Genomic DNA, 18,332 nt, shown 5'->3' on the forward strand with positions numbered 1-18,332 from the left:
TCTTTGCTCTAAACTTATTTCAGCTTATTTACCTCCGAAAAGATAAGCTACAGAAACACCCAGCACACGGTTTCTGGATTTGCTTTCGCCTGACTCTACTTCATACAGGCTGGTCAGACCCAATCCGTAGCGTACGTCCAGGTTAAGGGCTCCCGCACCCAGATTGTAGCCTAAGCCCACGCCAAAGCTTGCGCCCAGTTCCATTCTGTTGTCTTCGTCCTCAAACTCGTAGCTATCACTTGCCTTTGTACCGTCATACTTCATCGACATTTTGCCGCTGGCTAGATAGCCTACAGTTGGTCCACCTGTTACAAAGCCTTTTACTTGTTCAGAGCCAAATGTAATCTTAGCTAAAACAGGCACCTCTATATAGTTACTGGTACCCTTAATGTGGGTATCACTGTCGCCAAGTTTGTAGCCTTTCTGAACAAAAAGAAGTTCTGGCTGAATGGACAGCAACTCGCTTACATTAAAATTAGCAACTACACCTACCTGCAAACCTGGCGTGTACTTCAGTTCATCCTCCAGTTCGTTCCCATCTCCATCTGACAAGCTGATTTTTGAGAAGGTGGCACCTACACGAGGACCGAAAGAAACAGATTGTGCCATTGATGTAAATGCCATACCTACAGCAAACAGCAGCGTGAGTAAAAATTTGATTTTCATAAAAAACGTTGGTTTAAAATATGCGCAAAGCACATTATAAATATTCATGTTTCAAAATATACAGCTAGACCTATATAAAATCATTCCTTCTGAACCCTCTCCTCTCTGTTCTTTTCCCTGACTTTCAAATGATAGGCAATAGAATGGATCATAAAAAAAAGTAGCCCCGGCTGATCGCTGGGGCTACCTCTATACTCAATTTCAATACTTAGTTCAGGTATGGCTTATTTAAATTTGCCTTTCAGCATGGCTAGCTTTGCCGCAAAATCATTGGCTGGCTCCTCTTCGCGCTTAGCACCACCTTTTTTGCCGCCACCGCCTGCTGGGCGGGCTGCAGCCGGATCGCCTTTCATGCTCAGGGAGATGCGCTTGCGCGGCACATCCACCTCCAGTACGGTCACATCTACCTTCTGCCCCACCTTCACCACATCATGCGGGTTGCTCACGAAGCGGTCCGACAGGTGGCTCACGTGCACGAGTCCATCCTGGTGCACTCCTATGTCCACAAAGGCGCCGAAAGCCGTGATGTTTGTCACAAGACCAGGTAGCTTCATGCCTTCACGCAGGTCTTTCATCTCGTTCACGCCTTCTGTGAAGCTGAATGCCTCAAAGGTCTGGCGCGGGTCACGGCCAGGCTTGGCCAGTTCGCTCAGGATGTCCTGCAGCGTTGGCAGACCAACTGTGTCGGTTACGTAGTTTTTCAGGTTGATCTGCTTGCGCAGCTCTTCTTTTTGCATCAGGTCCTGCACGGTCACACCCAGGTCCTTTGCCATCTGCTCCACAATCGGGTAGCTTTCCGGGTGAACAGCAGAGGCGTCCAGTGGATTTTTAGCATCACGGATTCTTAAGAAACCCGCCGCCTGCTCAAAAGCCTTATCGCCCAGACGCGGTACTTTCTTGAGTTCAGTACGCGTACGGAATGGTCCGTTCTGGTTTCTGTATTCCACGATGTTCTGCGCCAGAGAAGGGCCTAAACCGGAAACATACGTCAGTAGTTGCTTGCTGGCAGTGTTCACTTCCACGCCCACGGCGTTCACGCAGCTCATCACTACGTCATCCAGCGAGTGCTTCAGAGCGGTCTGGTCCACATCGTGCTGGTACTGGCCAACGCCGATCGACTTCGGATCGATCTTCACCAGTTCAGCCAGTGGGTCCATCAAACGACGACCAATAGAAACGGCACCGCGTACGGTCACATCCTGATCCGGGAATTCTTCACGGGCTACGTCTGAGGCAGAATAGATGGAGGCACCGCTTTCATTCACCATCACCACCTGTACTGAAGCCGGCAGCTTCAGGCTCTTCACAAAAGCCTCCGTCTCGCGGCTGGCGGTACCGTTACCAATGGCAACGGCCTCTACCTCAAATCGGGTGACCATATACCTAACGGCCTGTGCCGCTTCACTTTCCTTGTGCTGTCCCGTGTGCGGGTAGATCGTTTCGTTGTGCAACAGCTTGCCCTGCTTGTCGAGTACCACTGACTTCACACCGGTTCTAAAACCCGGGTCGAGCGCCAGTACGGTTTTCTGACCAAGCGGCGATGAAAGCAACAGTTGGCGCAGGTTATCGGCAAACACGCGGATCGCCTCTTCGTCAGCACGCTTTTTCGACGATAGACGCACTTCGGTTTCCATGCTTAACTTGAGCATGCGTTTGTAGCAATCCTTGGCGGCCAGCTTCACCTGCTCCGAAGCGGCATTGTTGCCTTTCACGAACATGCGCTCGAGTTTGTCAAGTGCTTCTTCTTCGTCTGGTTGCGCACTTAGCAACAGTACCATTTCGGTTTCGCCGCGGCGCATGGCCAGGATGCGGTGCGAAGGCGCTTTCTCGATCGGCTCTTCCCACTCGAAATAGTCCTTGAACTTCTGGCCTTCCTCTTCCTTGCCCATCATCACGCGGCTCTTGAAGGTGCCCTTCTTCTCAAAAAGTTGGCGCATGGTGGCACGGGCCTCGGCATTCTCGTTCATCCACTCTGCCATGATGTCGCGGGCGCCGGCCAATGCCTCTTCGGCGTCTTTCACCTCTTTTTCTTCTGAGATGAAGTTGGCAGCTTCCGCAGCCACATCGATGTTCTCCTGTTCAAAAATGCGCTGTGCCAGCGGCTCCAGTCCTTTTTCACGGGCGATGGTGGCACGGGTGCGGCGTTTCGGCTTGTAGGGCAGGTAGATGTCCTCGAGCACGGCCATGGTTTCGGCAGCCATGATCTGCGCCTCCAGCTCCGGCGTGAGCTTCTCCTGGTCGCGTATGGATTTCAGGATGCTTTCACGGCGCTTGTCAAGTTCGCGCAACTGCTCCAGGCGGTCGCGCACGGCAGCTACCTGCACTTCGTCAAGCGAGCCGGTGGCCTCTTTTCGGTAACGGGAGATGAAAGGTACCGTGGCACCTTCATCGAGCAAGGTTGCCGTGGCTTCCACCTGCTTGATGGTGATGGAGAGCTCGGTGGCAATCTTGATTAAATGGTCAACGTTTAATTCCATGTATTTGGGTAAAGAGTAATCTAAACTTTCAGGCGGGAAAAGCGCAGCGAAAGGTATAAACTAAGCCCTGCATGATTCGCCCGCACATTTTCCCCTGTTTCGGGGTATACCTTCTTGCTTAAGGAACGTCAAATTTAAACGATATTGCCAGAAAGCGAAACATCTCAGGCCTGTAAATTAACCGCTGCTCTTAAAAGGCTGTCGCACTGTTTGCTTAATATTTTTATACCTTCGTAAGCTTGAGATTCCTGAAACACGATACGATCAGCTTGTTTGCGCTGCTCAGCCTGCTGCTTTGCTCGATGCAGAGCTGTGTGGTGCAGCGCATTGACCATACCCCCTACGCAAAGACCGATTACTACCGCCATACCTTGCAGGCGCTTGATGAACAGCCTCCGGTTGCCAGGGAGGGTGACTCGCTGCAGGCGGGCTGGGCCAAAGTGAATATCACCCCTCCTGTGGGCAGTCCACTGGCTGGCTACGGTAAACGCAAAGGGCTCAGGTATAGCACCGTGCACGATTCGGTGTGGGTTCGCACCTTTACGTTTGACAACGGGAGTGCAGAGGTCATTTTTGTGGCCCTGGATATGCTCATTGCTCCGATGACGGTGGCTGACGCGTTGGAGAAGGAGTATGCCGCGCTGGGACTCAGCCCCGGACAGGTATACCTGAGCGCTACCCATACGCATACCAGTTTCGGAGGTTGGGGACAAAAGCTGGTAGGCCGGCTCATGGCTGGCAGGTATAGCAGGCAATTGGTGCAGCAGACGACCGCCCATATAGTGCAGAGCATACAGCTGGCCAGGCAGAACAAGCAACCCGCCCAAATCGGCTACGGCATTGCCTATGCCCCTCATCTGGTTCGCAACCGCCTGACTGGCTCTCTGGCGGGGAGAGACACGACCATTCGTTTTTTCAAAATAGAGCAAACTTCCGGTAAAACAGCCGTGCTGGCCACTTTCGCAGCGCACCCCACCATCCTGCCCTCTATGGACCCAGTGCTTTCACGCGACTATCCGGGAGAGTTGGTAGACCAACTGGAAAAAAGTGTGGACTTTGCTGCTTTTGCAGCGGGTGCGGTTGGCAGTCAGGCCGTAGTGGCACCCCACGGCGACACCTATGAGAGCACAGCCGCCGTCGGACAGCAGCTGGCAGCTGCCATAGTGGAGAAACTGCCGGCAGTTGAGCTTAAATCCACTGCCCCACTCGGTTATGGAAGACACCCCCTCCTGCTGCCCAGGCCACAGTGGCGCCTTAACACCAACTACCGGTTTGCTCCTTTCCTGTTTAATGGGTTGTTCGGCAAATACCCCACCTATATTAATAGTATGCAGCTGGGCGAAGTTGTGCTGCTTGGTGTGCCGGCTGACTATTCGGGTGAGCTTATACCTGAACTGGAGCAGCAAGGTCGGCCCGTGGTCGTGACCGGGTTCAATGGCGGGTACATAGGCTATATAACACCTGACCGGCATTACCATTTAAAGAAATACGAAACCCGCTCCATGAACTTTTACGGTCCCCGAAGCGGAAGCTATCTGACGGAGATTATGGAAAAAATAATGCGCAGTTATCAGCCAAATGACGGACGCAACAACTAGTTTGCAAAAATGTTTAAATTTCTTTCAAAGAATTTTAGTCCAATATTTCAGTTTTATAGCAGCAGTTTATAGATAGATTATATCCTATTTCATATTTTTTATACCCAATCCGGCATTATAAAATAATACAATACTTAGCCGTAATACCTTTGTAAGGTTATCCCCTCCCGACTTCTTATTCCTTCACTTTTGCCCTTCATAACATTCAAAACACTTTCAGAACTGTCAGTTCCATACTGTCTCTCAAACTCTCCAGATAGAATCCCCAAAAGGTGCAAAAAGGCATGCAATCAGCTGTACAACGATGTTATGACGCACAAATCCAGATAGTGTCCGGCATCGTAAATGCATCAATGTCAGCGAAAAGCAGGAAAATACCTTCTGGTGCCTTCCTGCTCCGGACAGGTCACCCATACTTATATAATACAAAGCACGATACCAGCATCTGATCTACAACACCTAGTAAAAAATACCTTATGTAGCATTTCTAATTCTAAACTCTCCTCTATGAAACTAAAATTAACGTGCAATCCCCTGTACCTGCTGGGATTGATTCTGTTATTGGCTTCGGGCAATGTACGTGCCCAGTCTCCCCTCGACGTCGCCCTGCGGCACATCGACCAGACCAAGGCGGACTACAAGCTCAATGCCGCCGACCTCTCCGACTATGTAGTAACCGACCAGTATACGTCCAAGCACAACGGTATCACGCACATTTACCTCCGCCAGCGTCATCAGGGCATAGAGGTGGTGGATGCAAATATCAATATCAACATCGACCGTGAGGGCAATGTGATAAACATGGGCAACCGCTTTATACCTAACCTGCGCGGTGCCATCAAGGGCAATGCAGCAGCCCTCTCTCCTGAACGGGCCGCCAATGCCGCCGCCGCGGCTCTTAAGCTCACACCCCGGCAAACTATTAAGCTAAAAGAACGAAAGGCTCCTACCCAGAAGCTGCCTGCCGCCGCCAAGGCCGTGGTGCTGACCGATGGGGGCATTTCGCTGGAGCCTATACCTGCCAAACTGGTATACCAGCCTATGCCGAACGGCGATGTGCGCCTGGCCTGGGAAGTGGACATCTACAACACAGACGCCCAGCACTACTGGAACATGCGCATCGACGCTGCCACCGGGCAGGTGCTGAAACAGCAGGACCTGGTCATACATGACAATTGGGGTCTGCCTGTGGTAACCGATGACCCGCATCAGAAAATGGCCATTGTGCAGCAGAACAGACAAGGTCGCGTGGCGACGAAAGCGGAACGCCTGAAAGCACAACAGGACTTCTATACCCAGGCTTTCGCACCGCGTAGTGTGGCAGCGGCGGCAGTTGCCTCCAGCGGTACCTATCGCATATACGATGCACCCTTCGAGACACCAAGCCACGGTGACAGAACCCTGGTAACGGGCAAGGAAAATCCGCTTGCGTCTCCGCTTGGCTGGCATAATGACGGCCTGCTGACTTACACCATCACCAAAGGCAACAACGTGCACGCCTACGAAGACCGCCTCGGCGCCAATGCCGGCACTAGTCCGGACGGTGGCTTCGGCCTCAACTTCGACTTTCCGCTGGATCTCTCCAAAGAGCCGGACACCTATGTAAAGGCGGCCACTACCAACCTGTTTTACTGGAACAACATCATCCATGACCTATTTTACCTCTATGGCTTTGATGAAGCCAGCGGTAACTTTCAGCAGAAAAACTTCACTGGTGAAGGCGCTGGGCTCGACGCCGTGATGGCGGAGGCACAGGATGGCGGCGGCACTAATAACGCCAATTTCCTGACGCTGCAGGACGGCGTTCCTGGCCGCATGCAGATGTACCTGTGGACTTCTTCCGTTCCTGCCAAACTGCTCCATATCACAGCCCCTTCCTCAGTTGCGGGCTCTTATACCGGGGTGCAGGCGGCCTTTGGTCCGGCGATTGATGAAAAGGGCGTATCCGGCAAGATTGTGATGGCTGACCCGGCAAATGGCTGTAACGGTGCTCCTGAGCTGCCGGCTGGCTCTGTTCCTTTGCCATTCAACAACCAGGCGGAAATCACTGGTAATATTGCCATAGTAGACCGCGGCGACTGTTCTTTCATCTCCAAGGCGCTCAATGCACAGGCTTCGGGAGCCACGGGAGTTATCGTTGTGAACAACATAGACGGTCCGGCCATGTCGATGGGCGGTGATGAAACTGGTGCGCTTGTACTCATACCTGCTATCATGATCAGCAAAGCTGACGGCGATAAACTGAAAACTGCCCTGGCCCAAGGCCTGACCGGCGCCCTGCGACTGGAAGGCGGCGTACCTCCGATGCGTGACGGTGACCTCGACAACGGCATCATCGCCCACGAGTATGGCCACGGCATCTCTACCCGCCTCACCGGTGGCCCGAGCACGCAGTGTCTGTCAGGTGCTGAACAGGGCGGCGAAGGCTGGAGCGACTTCTTTGGACTGATCATGACCATGCGGGATGGTGACACCGGTACGCAGCGTCGAGGCATCGGCACCTATGTGCTCTCAGAGGGGACCGATGGAAATGGTATCCGCCCCGCCCCTTACAGCACCGACATGGGCATCAACCCTTATACCTATAAGATGATCGCCAACCCGGAGATCTCTGTGCCGCACGGTGTGGGCTTCATTTGGGCGACGATGCTTTGGGATATGACCTGGAACCTGATCGAGGAATATGGCTACGACCCAGACCTGCACAATGGCAAAGGCGGTAACAACATTGCCCTGCAGCTGGTCATGGACGGCCTGAAACTGCAACCTTGCAGCCCCGGTTTCATCGATGCCCGTGACGCCATCCTGGCAGCTGACCGCATCAACAACGGCGGCGCCAATCAGTGCCACATCTGGCGTGCTTTCGCCAAGCGCGGCCTCGGCTACAGCGCCACCCAGGGCAGCAACAACGACCTCACCGACGGTACCGAGGCTTTTGACATGCCACCGTCTTGCGAGCCTCAGTTTGCCATAAAACTGCAAGCCACACCTTCTCCGGTAACTGACGGCGAAGAACTGACCTACAAGATCACCGTGACAAATGAAACAGCTGGTTCTGTAAACAATGTGTCTATCACTAACCCGCTGCCAGAGGGTACTGTGTTTGTACAGGAGTCAGGCACAGAAGCTCCTAAGCTGACAAAAGGTGTAGTCACTTTCAAATCGGTGAAGATGGCGCAGGGCGAGACCCTGGAGCGTACCTTCAAGGTGCGCGTGAACAAAGGCACCGGCACCACCGTGTTCTTCCAAGATGACATGGAAAGCGGCACCGGCAAGTGGAAGACAGCCCGCGGTATTGGCCTGAGTGACTGGCAGCTAAGCACGAAGAATCCGAATAGCGGCTCAAGTTCCTGGTTTGCCGTGGACCCGGATGCCTTCAGCGATCAGTACCTGATCACGGCGCAGCCTGTTGCTGTCGGCGAAAATGCACTGCTGCGCTTTTGGCACAGTTATGCCACCGAAGACGGATTTGACGGCGGCGTAGTCGAGATCAGCACAAACAGAGGCCTCACCTGGAGCAACCTGGGTAGCAAAATGATACAAAATGGCTACAACAGCGAAATCCCACTGCTCAACGCTTCTACTATTGTCGGGCCGGCCTTTACGGGCAACAGCGACGGCTACATCCAGACCATTGTGGATCTGAGCAGCTACAAAGGACAAAACGTGCTGATCCGCTTCCGCATGGGCTCAGATGTACTCACAGGCGCCACCGGCTGGTATGTGGATGATGTGGATATTGTGTCGAACCCGACTGTGGTGAGCAGCACCGCCTACGTTACCTCCCGATTCGGAGGAGATGCCAACGCGACCACCGAAACGCTCGTGCTTAAAGCAGGCAGTCTGTCGCAGAGCAGTGTGCTCACAGCCAAAGCTGCCGAAACACGGGAGATCCTGTTCCCGAACCCAGCCCAGAATAGAATCAGTCTGAAACTGGCCGAGAATGCAATAGGCCCTGTGCTGATCACGGTTGCCAATGCCTTAGGGCAGCAGGTGGCACAACACGAGATTTCAGCTGAAGACGCAGGAAGCGGAGCAACTATACCGCTGGAGGATCTGACAAATGGCATCTATTATTTCACGGTTCAGAGTGGTGACAAGAGCAGTACCCACAAGGTGATCATCAGAAAATAACATTATAAACCCCGAGCAAAAGCCATCCCTCTATGGGGGTGGCTTTTCTCTTTTTATACCTGACCGCAAGAATAAATACAATATACCATTTCCATATCACCCATATTCATATCATTGCATTAGAATAGTTATAAACAAATCCATAGCTTTTCAGGTTTAAAATAATGTAGGGGCTATGTTCCTCTTTATGTGATACTTAAATCTTTGATAATGGAAACGTTTTTGCCTGATATAGCTAGTTTACTCTTTTTCTTAACCTTTGCCGTTTACTCTTTCCTGGTGATTTTTATGCTGGTATGGACCTACCATGATGCGGAAAGCCGCGGTGTGATGGGATGGCTGGTAGTAGTTCCGGCTTTCATGACGGGTACCCTGCTGGGTGTAATACTTTGGCTGGTGTTCAGACCAGCTCTCAAACCGGAGCCTGTATGGGTAAGGGTTCAGGAATAATATTTTAAATGTGATTTAACTTGAAAAGCAGCCGGGTATTTGCCCGGCTGCTTTCATTTTTGCCCATCCCCATTCACTAATCTGCGTTTTATAGACTATCAAACAGATTAAGTTCGTTAATTTGCAGTATAGCCAATGAACCTATGAAGTCAATTCGCTTACTACTATACCTGTCCTTGTTCGGCGCCTCTCTCTGGCTTAGCTCCTGCAACGACTGCGAGACAACAGTAGCGCAGTTTGAAAATGGCGATAGCAGCTGGACCGTGTACAATGCCCGGGACAGCCTCCTCATGGTTGACAGTAACACACCGGATACAATTCGCGTGTTTCTGAACACACGGGTTAACTCCGACCCTATACCTGGCGACGGATTTGGCCCGGCCGATGTGTGCATTGAGCAGTACTATACCCGCCGCACCAGCGTCATGCAGCACAACAACCGCCGCTTTCCGGCTCTGACAGTAGTAGCAGTGCGCATGCCTGATTCTATCCGTGTGAGCTTGGTAGTAGCCGGCAGGGCCGAGCTTCGCATACCGGATGTAAACACGCCTGACCACGCCACCCTTCCCGTTGGCGGAGTAACTTACCAGGATGTGTTCGACCTGACAAATCCGGATAGTACGGCTACCGGCGTGCGCCGTATCCTGTTCAATCGCGAGTTTGGCTTTCTGCAGGTGGCTTATTTTAATGGCCGCACCTTTACCCGTTACGCACCTTAAGCCCTGCTCGCCTTACCAGCTAAGTTATAACAATTATTTTTGCACTGCTTGCAACGCTTTGCCTCCAAAACGACTCTTACCATTAGGTATAGCTATACCTGATATGCGACAATTAAACATTTACCTTTACTACTAATTTTCACCCTAATGACACACAGTATTAAACTTCTAGGCGTATTCATGCTGGCAACACTGCTCTTTACCTCTTGCAAAGACTGTGACACCACCACAACTCAATTTGACGAAAAGGATGTGGAATGGCTTGTGTATGATCGAAATGACACCATCCGTTTTCTGAACGAAACAGGTGACACCGTGACGTACGCCAACACAGCGCTGATAGCGGAGCAGGTACCGGGCGAAGGCTACAACATCTCCGACAATTGCATCGGCCACTTTGATGTGCAGGCTTACAGCGTGATGGAGGATATTACCAGAAGCAACACGAACACGAACGCTAGCCCGGGCATTGCTACTTATTTCCTGAAGCGTGAAAACAGCTTGGAGGTGTCGGTAGCAGTGAATGGACGCGGCGAGTATAAACTGAACCCGGGCCAGCCCACCTACCCATCTGTTGAGGTAAACGATGTGCTGTATACCGATGTGTATGAAGTGATAAACAACGACGCAAGCAAAGCGACAAACGTCAAGCGCATCCTGTTCACCAAGGAGCGCGGCTTCCTGAGCGTGGAGTTTTACAATGACAAAAAGCTGGAACTGATATTCTAGCCCCAAAAAAGAACATGCAAAAGGCCCGGTGCGAACAACACCGGGCCTTTTGGCTTTATTCAAGTGATACAAATAACTTAGGCGTACTGGGCTACACTGTCATGGTTTATGTCGTCCAATACGTCCAGTACCTGCTGCACGTGCTCAGCTGGCTTGGACAGCGAGTTGAACACATACTGCACTTCCCCTTTCTTGTCGATCACGTAGATGGCGCGGCCCGGCATGATACCGAACTTACGCGGCACCCCGTACAGGTTCCGGATCTGAGCGTCACAGTCGCTTAGCAGGGTAAAAGGCAGACGGTACACCCGCTCAAAGCGTTTGTGGGCGTCGGCCTTGTCGTAGCTGATGCACACAATCTCCGTTTCCAGATCCTGGAAGGTATCGTAGTGATCCCTGAACTCACAGGCTTGCTTGGTGCAATCAGCGGAACTGTCCTTCGGATAGAAGTACAGCACCACGTTTTTCTTCTTCAACAACTCGTAAAGTCGGAAAAACCCTCCATCCAATCGCTGCAATTCAAAATCAGGGGCTTTATCTCCAATCTTAACTACTTCTCTACTCATAATTAAAAAAAGCTACTCTCTAAAAACCTTTCCGATACCGGAAGGTTCAATTTGCAAAGTTAATACACTTCTTACTACAAAAGCCATACCTGACCTTCAATAGTTTAGCATATATTTTTTGCACAAATTTGCAGCATGCCCCGAATCAGCGTCATCATCCCCGCCTACAACGAAGAAAAATCTATTGCACACGTAATCAGCGACATACCTGCCGAACTGGTACAGGAAGTGATCGTGGTGAACAATAACTCCTCGGACAGCACCTCCGAAGTTGCCCGGGCCGCCGGCGCCACGGTGCTCCACGAGCCCCGACCCGGTTACGGCAATGCCTGCCTCACAGGTATAGCCTACACCGCCAACAAGCCCGCTCAGGAGCAGCCCGACATTATTGTGTTCCTGGACGGCGACTACTCCGACTACCCCGGCGAACTGCCGCAGGTGGTACAGCCCATTTTGGATGGAAAGGCAGACCTGGTAATAGGCTCGCGGGTGCTGGGGCAGCGGGAAGCAGGTGCCCTCATGCCGCAGCAGATCTTCGGCAACTGGCTGGCCACTACCCTGCTGCGCTGGCTTTATGGCGTCAGGTATACCGACCTGGGACCTTTCCGGGCCATCCGCTTCAGTACGCTGCAGCAGTTGGGCATGCGCGACCGCAACTATGGCTGGACCGTGGAAATGCAGGCGCGGGCTGCGAAGCAAAAGGTAAGGTATGCAGAAGTGCCTGTAAACTACCGCAAGCGCATCGGCGTGTCGAAAGTATCGGGTACGGTGAAGGGCTCGGTGCTGGCAGGGTATAAGATTATATTGACTATATTTAAGCTCCTGTAGCCTTAACCAGCGCCACCGCATGACAATCCCTCAGCTTCTTCTTGTTGCCGTGTATGGTATTTGCCTGGCCTTCATCTTCTGCTACAGCCTGGTGCAGTTGCACCTCACCTACCTCTACTGGACCCGCCGGAAAACTATACTTGCACCCGGGGCTATACCTGATGAAAGCTATACCTGGCCTGCCGTGACGGTACAGCTCCCGCTCTATAACGAACGCTACGTGGTAGAGCGCCTGATTGACGCCGTGGCCGCCCTCGACTACCCCCGCCACCTGCTACAGATCCAGCTGCTCGACGACTCTACCGACGACACGAGTGAACTGATCCGGCAAAAGATGGCCCAACACGCCGGCAGCGGCCTCAACTGGAGCACGTGCGCCGCCCTGACCGCAGCGGTTACAAAGCCGGAGCGCTGCAGTACGGCCTCCAGCAAGCCACCGGCGACTTCATTGCCATCTTCGATGCTGATTTTGTTCCACAACCTGATTTCCTGAAGCGCACTATACCTGCTTTCGATCACGGGCAGGTGGGTGTGGTGCAAACCGCTGGGGCCACCTGAACCAGGACTACTCGCTACTCACCCGCTTGCAGGCTTTTGGATTGGATGCGCACTTTACCGTAGAGCAGGTCGGTCGCAATAGCGGCGGACACTTTATCAACTTCAACGGCACGGCCGGGGTATGCGCAAAAGCTGCATTGTGGATGCTGGTGGTTGGCAGTCAGACACACTGACCGAAGACCTGGACCTAAGCTACCGCGCCCAGTTGCGGGGCTGGCATTTCCGTTACCTGCAGGGCGTAGAAGCCCCCGCCGAATTGCCTGCCGCCATGGGAGCCCTTAAGTCGCAGCAGTACCGCTGGACCAAAGGCGCTGCCGAAACTGCCCGCAAGCATCTGGCAAGGTACTGCTCGCGCCCATGCCCTTCACTACCCGCCTGCACGCAATTTTCCACCTGCTCAACAGTAGCATCTTCGTCTGTGTGCTGCTCACGGCCCTGCTCAGCATACCGATGCTATACCTGAAACACAGCGTACCGGGGCTCGAACTGCTTTTTGCGCTGGGTTCGCTGCTGATCGTCAGTCTGCTGGCCCTGCTGGCTTTTTACTGGACTGCCCTTTACCAGCAAACCGGCTCGGTATGGCACACCACCAGGCGCTTTATACCTGAGTTTTTCCTGTTTCTTTCCATGTCAATGGGGATGTCGCTGCACAACACAGTGGCGGTACTGGAGGGCTACCTGGGCCGGAAAACGCCTTTTATCCGCACACCCAAGCACAACCTGCAGCACCGCCACGACTCCTGGCGCCAGCACGCCTATGCCATCACCAGCCTCCATCCGGTTACCTTGCTGGAGGGGCTACTGGCGATCTATTTCGGGTATGGCATTCTGGTAGCTTTCAGGCTGCAGGATTATGGTTTACTGCCTTTTCATGCGATGCTGATGCTCGGTTTTGGTGCCGTTTTCGTATACTCGCTCAACCATAGCCGCCGCGCATGACCCTTGCCCGAAAGCACATAGCAACTTATTCCTTACTGGGGATATTGGCCCTGGTATACCTGGCGCTGGGCTATGCGACGCCTCGTGAGAACTTTACGCAGCTGCTCCTGCTCACTTTGCTGGCTTTTGGCATTTACGCTATGTCACCAACCAGAAGCTGAACGTATGGCACGGCATCGGGGCCGGTCTCTTTTTCAGACTGCTGTTCCTCTTTGCTGTACCAGCGCTATCCGACGACTACTTCCGCTTCGTGTGGGACGGGCGTCTGCTGCTGGCCGGTGAAAATCCCTACCTATACCTGCCGGCACAGTTTGTAGGCGAAGAAGCCCCTGCTATACCTGGCCTCACGGCTGAACTGTTTTTGCTGCTCAATTCCCAGCATTACTTTTCGGTATACCCACCGGTGCTGCAAGGTGTATTCTGGCTGGCAGCTGCCCTCTCACCAGATAGCCTGACAGGCAGCATCCTGGTGATGCGGGTGATCATCCTGGCTGCCGAGACAGGCTCCATATTGCTTTTGCTACGCCTCCTGCGCCGCATGGCCCTGCCCGATCGCTACGTCCATATCTATGCCCTCAATCCGCTGGTGATCCTCGAGCTGACGGGCAACCTGCACATGGAGGCGCTGCTGATCTTTTTCCTGCTGCTCTTCCTGTACCAGCTGCACTACCAGCGCTACTTTATCGCGGCGGTGCCTTTTGCCCTGGCCGTCGGCAGCAAGCTCCTGCCGCTGATGTTCCTGCCCATTGTGTGGCGCAAGCTGGGGCTAAGACGCTTTATCAGTTTTAGTGTAGTGATGACTGCTGTTCTGTTGCTGCTCTTTCTGCCTTGCTTTCGTGGGAGGTGCTGCACAATATCTGGCAGAGCATCGATCTGTATTTTCAGCGTTTTGAGTTCAATGCCAGCGTCTACTACCTGCTCCGCTGGCTGGGCTACCAGCTAACAGGCTACAATCAGATTGCCGTGATTGGTCCTTTGCTTTCGCTGGCAACATTTATTGCTATCCTGTCGATGGCGGCGGTGAAGAAGCTGGGCTCGGTGCGCCGACTGGCCGGCTACATGGCGGCGGCCCTCACGGTATACCTGCTGCTAGCCACCACGGTGCACCCCTGGTACATCACCACACTGGTTGCGCTGACCACCCTGAGCCACTTCCGCTACGCAACTGTCTGGAGCTGCCTGGCTATTTTCAGTTACTCCGCCTACCGCACCAGCGCCTACACTGAAAACCTGTGGCTTGTGGCCCTGGAGTATACCCTGGTCGGACTTTGGTTGCTGGCCGAGCTATACCTGTACCGACAACAGAAAAAGCACGCCAACCTGCCCCGGCAGAGTGTTGCCCAGCCCAAGTAAAAAGTAAACTTTATACCTGTCTATCACTCACCTTATGAAAAACCACTGCCAGTACGTTCCAAGTATACTTTGCGGTCTAGCGAATAAGCCACCATTGTTAGGGGTGTTGCTTATGAGCTGTCTCCTCTCCTGCCAATCTCCAAAGGCAACCAACGAGATAGCTGCTGAAAAGAAAGCCTCAGGTATAGCCGCCAATGATAGCCAGAGCTATACCTCCGGAACACTGGAGATACATAAAATAGCAGACCAGGTATACCAACACCTGTCCTTTCTGGAAACCCAAAGCTTTGGCAAAGTGCCCTGCAACGGTATGGTGGTGATTGACCAGCAGGAAGCCATCATTTTTGACACGCCGGCAACAGACCGGGCCTCCGTGGAGCTGATCGACTGGGTGGAGCAGGGCCTGGGTTGCAAAGTAAAAGCAGTTGTCGCCACGCACTTTCACGACGACTGCCTGGGCGGACTGCAGGCTTTCGAGCAACGGGGCATCCCGACTTACGCCAGCCACAGGACCATTGCCTTGGCTAAGAACAACAATACAGCCGTGCCAGCGCATGGCTTTGAGGAAGAGCTGACTTTGAAGGTCGGAAACGAAAAAGTACTGGTTCTATACCCTGGCAAGGGGCACACGCACGATAATGTAGTCGGCTATTTCCCGAAGGCGGAGACCATGTTTGGCGGCTGCCTGATCAAGGAACAGGGCGCTGGCAAAGGCAACCTGGCCGATGCCGACACGATCGCCTGGCCGCAAACGGTAGCGAAACTGAAAGCTACTTTCCCACAAGTGAAACATGTTATACCGGGGCATGGCAAAGCAGGTGGGCAACAATTGTTCGACTACACTATTCGTCTGTTTGAGCAAAAATGATATATTGCTAGAGTAATGTAGCATTTTTAACTGTGTCTTTTTCTACGCCTTGGGAGAATCAATGGCGCAGTACCCTTCGGTGTTCAACATCAAGCTTTCGAATGTCTGTAGGGTATAGGTATAGCGTTACCAAGCTGACTTTCCGCACTACGGAGCAGGCCGTCAGCGTAAGCATTTTCACATGGTTTCCAGCAAACTACAGGCCTATATGGAGCATCGACCGCTATACCGAACATCGCTTTTTAGTTGTCTTTTGGCAGTGAACGTTTTGATTAGTTGCCAATCTTCCAAAAGCACAGTTAGTACGAATCAAGTCCGTAAAGGAGAGCAGCTACAGCATGTTACCGAGCTGACAGTCGAGCAGTTTTTTCAGGTGTGGATAGCCAATCAATACCCGGTTAAGCTTGATATTAACTGCAAAGAGCTATACAAGGACGATGCCTATACTTATTTTGGCAAAAACTATGTTACTATCACAAGCATCAAACCCCGGATGTTCAAGGTCCATAACGATTCGCTGGCCCTACGATTTAGGAAGTACCAGCAAGTCGATGGGCAGTTGATCAGAATTGAATTTTGGAGAAAGGCACTTGCGCCGGCTGTTGCGGACGCCAGCCCAAACACCCCTTGCCATTACAGTTCCACCTCCTCAGGATTTAAGTACCAGCTGCACGGGGACTCAATCATCATCACAAGCAACCTGAAATATAAGTGCAACGGGAAAACTCTGCTTCAGAAAAGCTTTAAAGGCTATTACGATCTAAGCACCATGACAATGACCTTGGAATAACTTGATATTTATGGCACCAGTTAACTATATATTGCTTTATGGCCCGCGACAGGAAGATGTAACCAGTGCTGTTCAACAACTTGCTGATCTTTACTCTGAGTCTGGTTTTACCGACGGAATTACAGTAAATATGTCAACTGTCAAAGAAAATCTCTATATGCTGTATTTTTCAAATCAGCCTGATTTTGAGAGATTCAAATATTTTGTGAATTACCTGACATACCCCGAAGTTGATAATTTCAAAGCGAAGGTTCTTGGGTACTGGACAGTAACAGCAGAAGATAATCTACCCCGAAAGTATATTGGTCAAAGAGCATTAGTCTATGTATCAGATCAGGATACAGAGGGTGACAATGTGTATGCAGTCTTCGAGGGACATAAAAGTGCCATCAAAATGGGCTTCGCTTCCGGAGAGGAGTATCAGGTTTTAGAGGAAAAGGAGTTTTCTTTTTCTGAGCCTCTATTTGAGACACAAGACTTTTCTCCGTTAAAAACTTTCAGTCCTGACAGAAGCTATCATCAGGAAGCAACTAAGCCTGGCTGCTCCCTGATTTTGGCTATTTTTCTTGTATTTGGATCTTTTTTATTGTGGATGATAAAGTAAAAGAACTACTCTTCCCCAATATCCCTCAACGGTTCCCTCAGGAAATCATTAAATGGCTTCACAGCTTTAAAGCCCTCCAGTACCGTATTCATAAAATCCTTGCTGAGCACCACTTTGTCAGGCAGCTGCATCGTAGCGTTCCAGCTTTTGAAGCGAAGGTACTCGATGGCCGGATTGTCTTTGTCGTATCCCTTGGGCGTGGTTTTGAGTTGCTCACCCTGAATGCTGCCAAAGCGGTCTTTAAAAGAAGGCTCCTGAATGATCCGCTCCAGTTCGTCCAGATTATAATCAATTTCCTGTCGCACGGCTTTCAGGTAATCGGCAGGCGGCATCCACAGACCACCGGCCAGAAAGGAATTGTTGTTGGCGGCCAGGTGCAGGTAGTAGCCCGGCAAAATGGATTTGCGCCCCCCTTCGGCTATGTAGGCTCCGAAATGATCTTTGTAAGGTCTCTTGTCGTTAGAAAACCGCACGTCGCGGTAAATCCGGAATACGAGGTCTTTGCCCTTCTGTCCGATCGCCACAGGCTCGAAAAGCGCCATCTCCTCCATCAGTTCATCCAGAAAGCCCAGGTAGTTTTTGCGGGCGGCGTCATAGCGGGGCTTGTTTTCCTGAAACCACTCGCGGTTGTTATTTTGAGTCAGATCGGCCAGAAAAGTCAGTGTGGTTTTGTCTATCGTTGTTGCCATGGGCTGGTTTCTTCGTGCTTTTAGCGATGCATTGGGCTATTATACAGTCCTTGCGCCGGCTTTGTTTATGGCTATGCCGGATAAGCCAATTTATACCTTTCTTCCAAGCAAACCAATCAATCTTGTAAGTTGTTAAAACAGAGAGGCTAGCGTCTTATTTTTGCCGCTTGCGTACATTTAATACCACTGCTCTCTTAACGCCCATGGCACGCCTGCTTTTCATTGTTTCGCTGTTTCTGTACTCGCTCTCGGGTGTAGCCAGCGACTCTACGGAGGTATGGCTGCTTGTGCCAGACCAGAAAGAGCAACTCCGGCAGGCCATTACGCATTACCAGGGCCTGAGCGACCGCCCCTGGCATACCTT

The 18,332-nt window shown here is 52.1% G+C and carries 21 protein-coding genes; 16 read left to right on the forward strand and 5 right to left on the reverse strand.

Translation table 11 applies throughout. The annotated features are described in order from the left end of the window. Positions 1–24: 24 nt before the first annotated feature. Together O71_RS15320 and O71_RS15325 are read right to left on the reverse strand one after the other, a co-directional pair. The gene (locus O71_RS15320) at positions 25–666 is read right to left on the reverse strand and encodes a porin family protein (protein ID WP_007658445.1); all 642 of its coding nucleotides are present in this window, start codon (positions 664–666) and stop codon (positions 25–27) included. A gap of 224 nt (positions 667–890) precedes the next feature. Then, positions 891–3,143, reverse strand: a complete 2,253-nt coding sequence (locus tag O71_RS15325; RefSeq protein ID WP_007658447.1) for a Tex family protein — start codon at positions 3,141–3,143, stop codon at positions 891–893. A gap of 239 nt (positions 3,144–3,382) precedes the next feature. Between O71_RS15325 and O71_RS15330 the strand changes: the two genes are divergently transcribed. From O71_RS15330 to O71_RS15350, 5 genes are all read left to right on the forward strand, one after another. Beyond that, on the forward strand, positions 3,383–4,741 hold the full coding sequence (locus O71_RS15330; RefSeq protein ID WP_007658449.1) for a neutral/alkaline non-lysosomal ceramidase N-terminal domain-containing protein: 1,359 nt from the start codon (positions 3,383–3,385) through the stop codon (positions 4,739–4,741). 507 nt (positions 4,742–5,248) lie between these two features. Continuing rightward, complete coding sequence (locus tag O71_RS15335) at positions 5,249–8,875, forward strand: T9SS-dependent M36 family metallopeptidase (RefSeq protein ID WP_040574385.1); 3,627 nt, start codon at positions 5,249–5,251, stop codon at positions 8,873–8,875. Between the two features lie 210 nt (positions 8,876–9,085). Further along, positions 9,086–9,325 carry a hypothetical protein gene (locus O71_RS15340; protein WP_007658453.1) on the forward strand — a complete coding sequence of 80 codons (240 nt, stop codon included), beginning with the start codon at positions 9,086–9,088 and terminating at the stop codon, positions 9,323–9,325. 143 nt (positions 9,326–9,468) lie between these two features. Then, positions 9,469–10,044: a hypothetical protein gene (locus O71_RS15345; protein ID WP_143732094.1), complete on the forward strand. Its 576-nt coding sequence runs from the start codon at positions 9,469–9,471 to the stop codon at positions 10,042–10,044. A gap of 180 nt (positions 10,045–10,224) precedes the next feature. Next, entirely contained in the window at positions 10,225–10,773 is a 549-nt protein-coding gene (locus O71_RS15350) for a hypothetical protein (protein ID WP_007658457.1), read from the forward strand. 77 nt (positions 10,774–10,850) lie between these two features. Here O71_RS15350 and O71_RS15355 read toward each other — a convergent pair whose 3' ends face one another. After that, entirely contained in the window at positions 10,851–11,339 is a 489-nt protein-coding gene (locus O71_RS15355; RefSeq protein WP_007658458.1) for a peroxiredoxin, read from the reverse strand. A 135-nt stretch (positions 11,340–11,474) separates the two neighbouring features. Here O71_RS15355 and O71_RS15360 point away from each other — a divergent pair, with 135 nt between their 5' ends. Beyond that, positions 11,475–12,167 carry a glycosyltransferase family 2 protein gene (locus tag O71_RS15360; RefSeq protein ID WP_007658459.1) on the forward strand — a complete coding sequence of 231 codons (693 nt, stop codon included), beginning with the start codon at positions 11,475–11,477 and terminating at the stop codon, positions 12,165–12,167. On the opposite strand, the gene O71_RS27390 is transcribed toward O71_RS15360, so the two are convergent. Further along, complete coding sequence (locus O71_RS27390; RefSeq protein WP_369750956.1) at positions 12,154–12,438, reverse strand: hypothetical protein; 285 nt, start codon at positions 12,436–12,438, stop codon at positions 12,154–12,156. The two genes, O71_RS15360 and O71_RS27390, sit on opposite strands and share 14 nt — an antisense overlap. A gap of 101 nt (positions 12,439–12,539) precedes the next feature. Between O71_RS27390 and O71_RS27395 the strand changes: the two genes are divergently transcribed. From O71_RS27395 to O71_RS15385, 10 genes are all read left to right on the forward strand, one after another. Then, positions 12,540–12,725, forward strand: a complete 186-nt coding sequence (locus O71_RS27395; RefSeq protein WP_369750957.1) for a glycosyltransferase — start codon at positions 12,540–12,542, stop codon at positions 12,723–12,725. Between the two features lie 26 nt (positions 12,726–12,751). Then, complete coding sequence (locus tag O71_RS27400) at positions 12,752–12,898, forward strand: hypothetical protein (RefSeq protein WP_369750960.1); 147 nt, start codon at positions 12,752–12,754, stop codon at positions 12,896–12,898. Beyond that, positions 12,847–13,188 (forward strand): glycosyltransferase family 2 protein, encoded by a 342-nt coding sequence (locus tag O71_RS27405; RefSeq protein WP_369750958.1) that lies wholly within the window; start codon positions 12,847–12,849, stop codon positions 13,186–13,188. The genes O71_RS27400 and O71_RS27405 overlap by 52 nt, the downstream gene beginning before the upstream one ends. Then, a complete protein-coding gene (locus O71_RS27410) occupies positions 13,083–13,664 on the forward strand; it encodes a hypothetical protein (protein WP_007658460.1) in 582 nt (193 codons plus the stop codon). The genes O71_RS27405 and O71_RS27410 overlap by 106 nt, the downstream gene beginning before the upstream one ends. Then, a complete protein-coding gene (locus O71_RS23990; protein WP_155800940.1) occupies positions 13,661–13,825 on the forward strand; it encodes a hypothetical protein in 165 nt (54 codons plus the stop codon). Before O71_RS27410 ends, O71_RS23990 begins: the two co-directional genes overlap by 4 nt. Positions 13,826–13,914: 89 nt before the next feature. Beyond that, positions 13,915–14,607, forward strand: a complete 693-nt coding sequence (locus tag O71_RS21950; protein ID WP_051017783.1) for a hypothetical protein — start codon at positions 13,915–13,917, stop codon at positions 14,605–14,607. Further along, positions 14,508–15,017: a hypothetical protein gene (locus tag O71_RS21955; RefSeq protein WP_155800941.1), complete on the forward strand. Its 510-nt coding sequence runs from the start codon at positions 14,508–14,510 to the stop codon at positions 15,015–15,017. The genes O71_RS21950 and O71_RS21955 overlap by 100 nt, the downstream gene beginning before the upstream one ends. A 112-nt stretch (positions 15,018–15,129) precedes the next feature. Next, positions 15,130–15,885: a subclass B1 metallo-beta-lactamase gene (gene bla / locus O71_RS15375; protein WP_143732090.1), complete on the forward strand. Its 756-nt coding sequence runs from the start codon at positions 15,130–15,132 to the stop codon at positions 15,883–15,885. 181 nt (positions 15,886–16,066) lie between these two features. Further along, positions 16,067–16,675 carry a hypothetical protein gene (locus O71_RS21960; protein ID WP_007658462.1) on the forward strand — a complete coding sequence of 203 codons (609 nt, stop codon included), beginning with the start codon at positions 16,067–16,069 and terminating at the stop codon, positions 16,673–16,675. Positions 16,676–16,685: 10 nt separating this feature from the next. Beyond that, on the forward strand, positions 16,686–17,279 hold the full coding sequence (locus O71_RS15385) for a hypothetical protein (protein ID WP_007658463.1): 594 nt from the start codon (positions 16,686–16,688) through the stop codon (positions 17,277–17,279). A 5-nt stretch (positions 17,280–17,284) separates the two neighbouring features. Here the strand turns inward: O71_RS15385 and O71_RS15390 are convergent, their stop codons facing one another. Then, on the reverse strand, positions 17,285–17,968 hold the full coding sequence (locus O71_RS15390) for a DUF2461 domain-containing protein (RefSeq protein ID WP_007658465.1): 684 nt from the start codon (positions 17,966–17,968) through the stop codon (positions 17,285–17,287). Positions 17,969–18,332: the final 364 nt, after the last annotated feature.

The organism is Pontibacter sp. BAB1700 (assembly GCF_000277005.1).
GTDB classification, from domain to species: Bacteria; Bacteroidota; Bacteroidia; order Cytophagales; family Hymenobacteraceae; genus Pontibacter; species Pontibacter lucknowensis.

Coding starts and splice junctions, on each gene's coding strand:
- O71_RS15320 (WP_007658445.1), bottom strand. CDS start 666: ATGAAAATCAAATTTTTACTCACGCTGCTGTTTGCTGTAGGTATGGCA.
- O71_RS15325 (WP_007658447.1), bottom strand. CDS start 3,143: ATGGAATTAAACGTTGACCATTTAATCAAGATTGCCACCGAGCTCTCC.
- O71_RS15335 (WP_040574385.1), top strand. CDS start 5,249: ATGAAACTAAAATTAACGTGCAATCCCCTGTACCTGCTGGGATTGATT.
- O71_RS15340 (WP_007658453.1), top strand. CDS start 9,086: ATGGAAACGTTTTTGCCTGATATAGCTAGTTTACTCTTTTTCTTAACC.
- O71_RS15345 (WP_143732094.1), top strand. CDS start 9,469: ATGAAGTCAATTCGCTTACTACTATACCTGTCCTTGTTCGGCGCCTCT.
- O71_RS15350 (WP_007658457.1), top strand. CDS start 10,225: ATGCTGGCAACACTGCTCTTTACCTCTTGCAAAGACTGTGACACCACC.
- O71_RS15355 (WP_007658458.1), bottom strand. CDS start 11,339: ATGAGTAGAGAAGTAGTTAAGATTGGAGATAAAGCCCCTGATTTTGAA.
- O71_RS15360 (WP_007658459.1), top strand. CDS start 11,475: ATGCCCCGAATCAGCGTCATCATCCCCGCCTACAACGAAGAAAAATCT.
- O71_RS27405 (WP_369750958.1), top strand. CDS start 12,847: ATGCGCAAAAGCTGCATTGTGGATGCTGGTGGTTGGCAGTCAGACACA.
- O71_RS27410 (WP_007658460.1), top strand. CDS start 13,083: ATGCCCTTCACTACCCGCCTGCACGCAATTTTCCACCTGCTCAACAGT.
- O71_RS23990 (WP_155800940.1), top strand. CDS start 13,661: ATGACCCTTGCCCGAAAGCACATAGCAACTTATTCCTTACTGGGGATA.
- bla (WP_143732090.1), top strand. CDS start 15,130: ATGAGCTGTCTCCTCTCCTGCCAATCTCCAAAGGCAACCAACGAGATA.
- O71_RS21960 (WP_007658462.1), top strand. CDS start 16,067: ATGGTTTCCAGCAAACTACAGGCCTATATGGAGCATCGACCGCTATAC.
- O71_RS15385 (WP_007658463.1), top strand. CDS start 16,686: ATGGCACCAGTTAACTATATATTGCTTTATGGCCCGCGACAGGAAGAT.
- O71_RS15390 (WP_007658465.1), bottom strand. CDS start 17,968: ATGGCAACAACGATAGACAAAACCACACTGACTTTTCTGGCCGATCTG.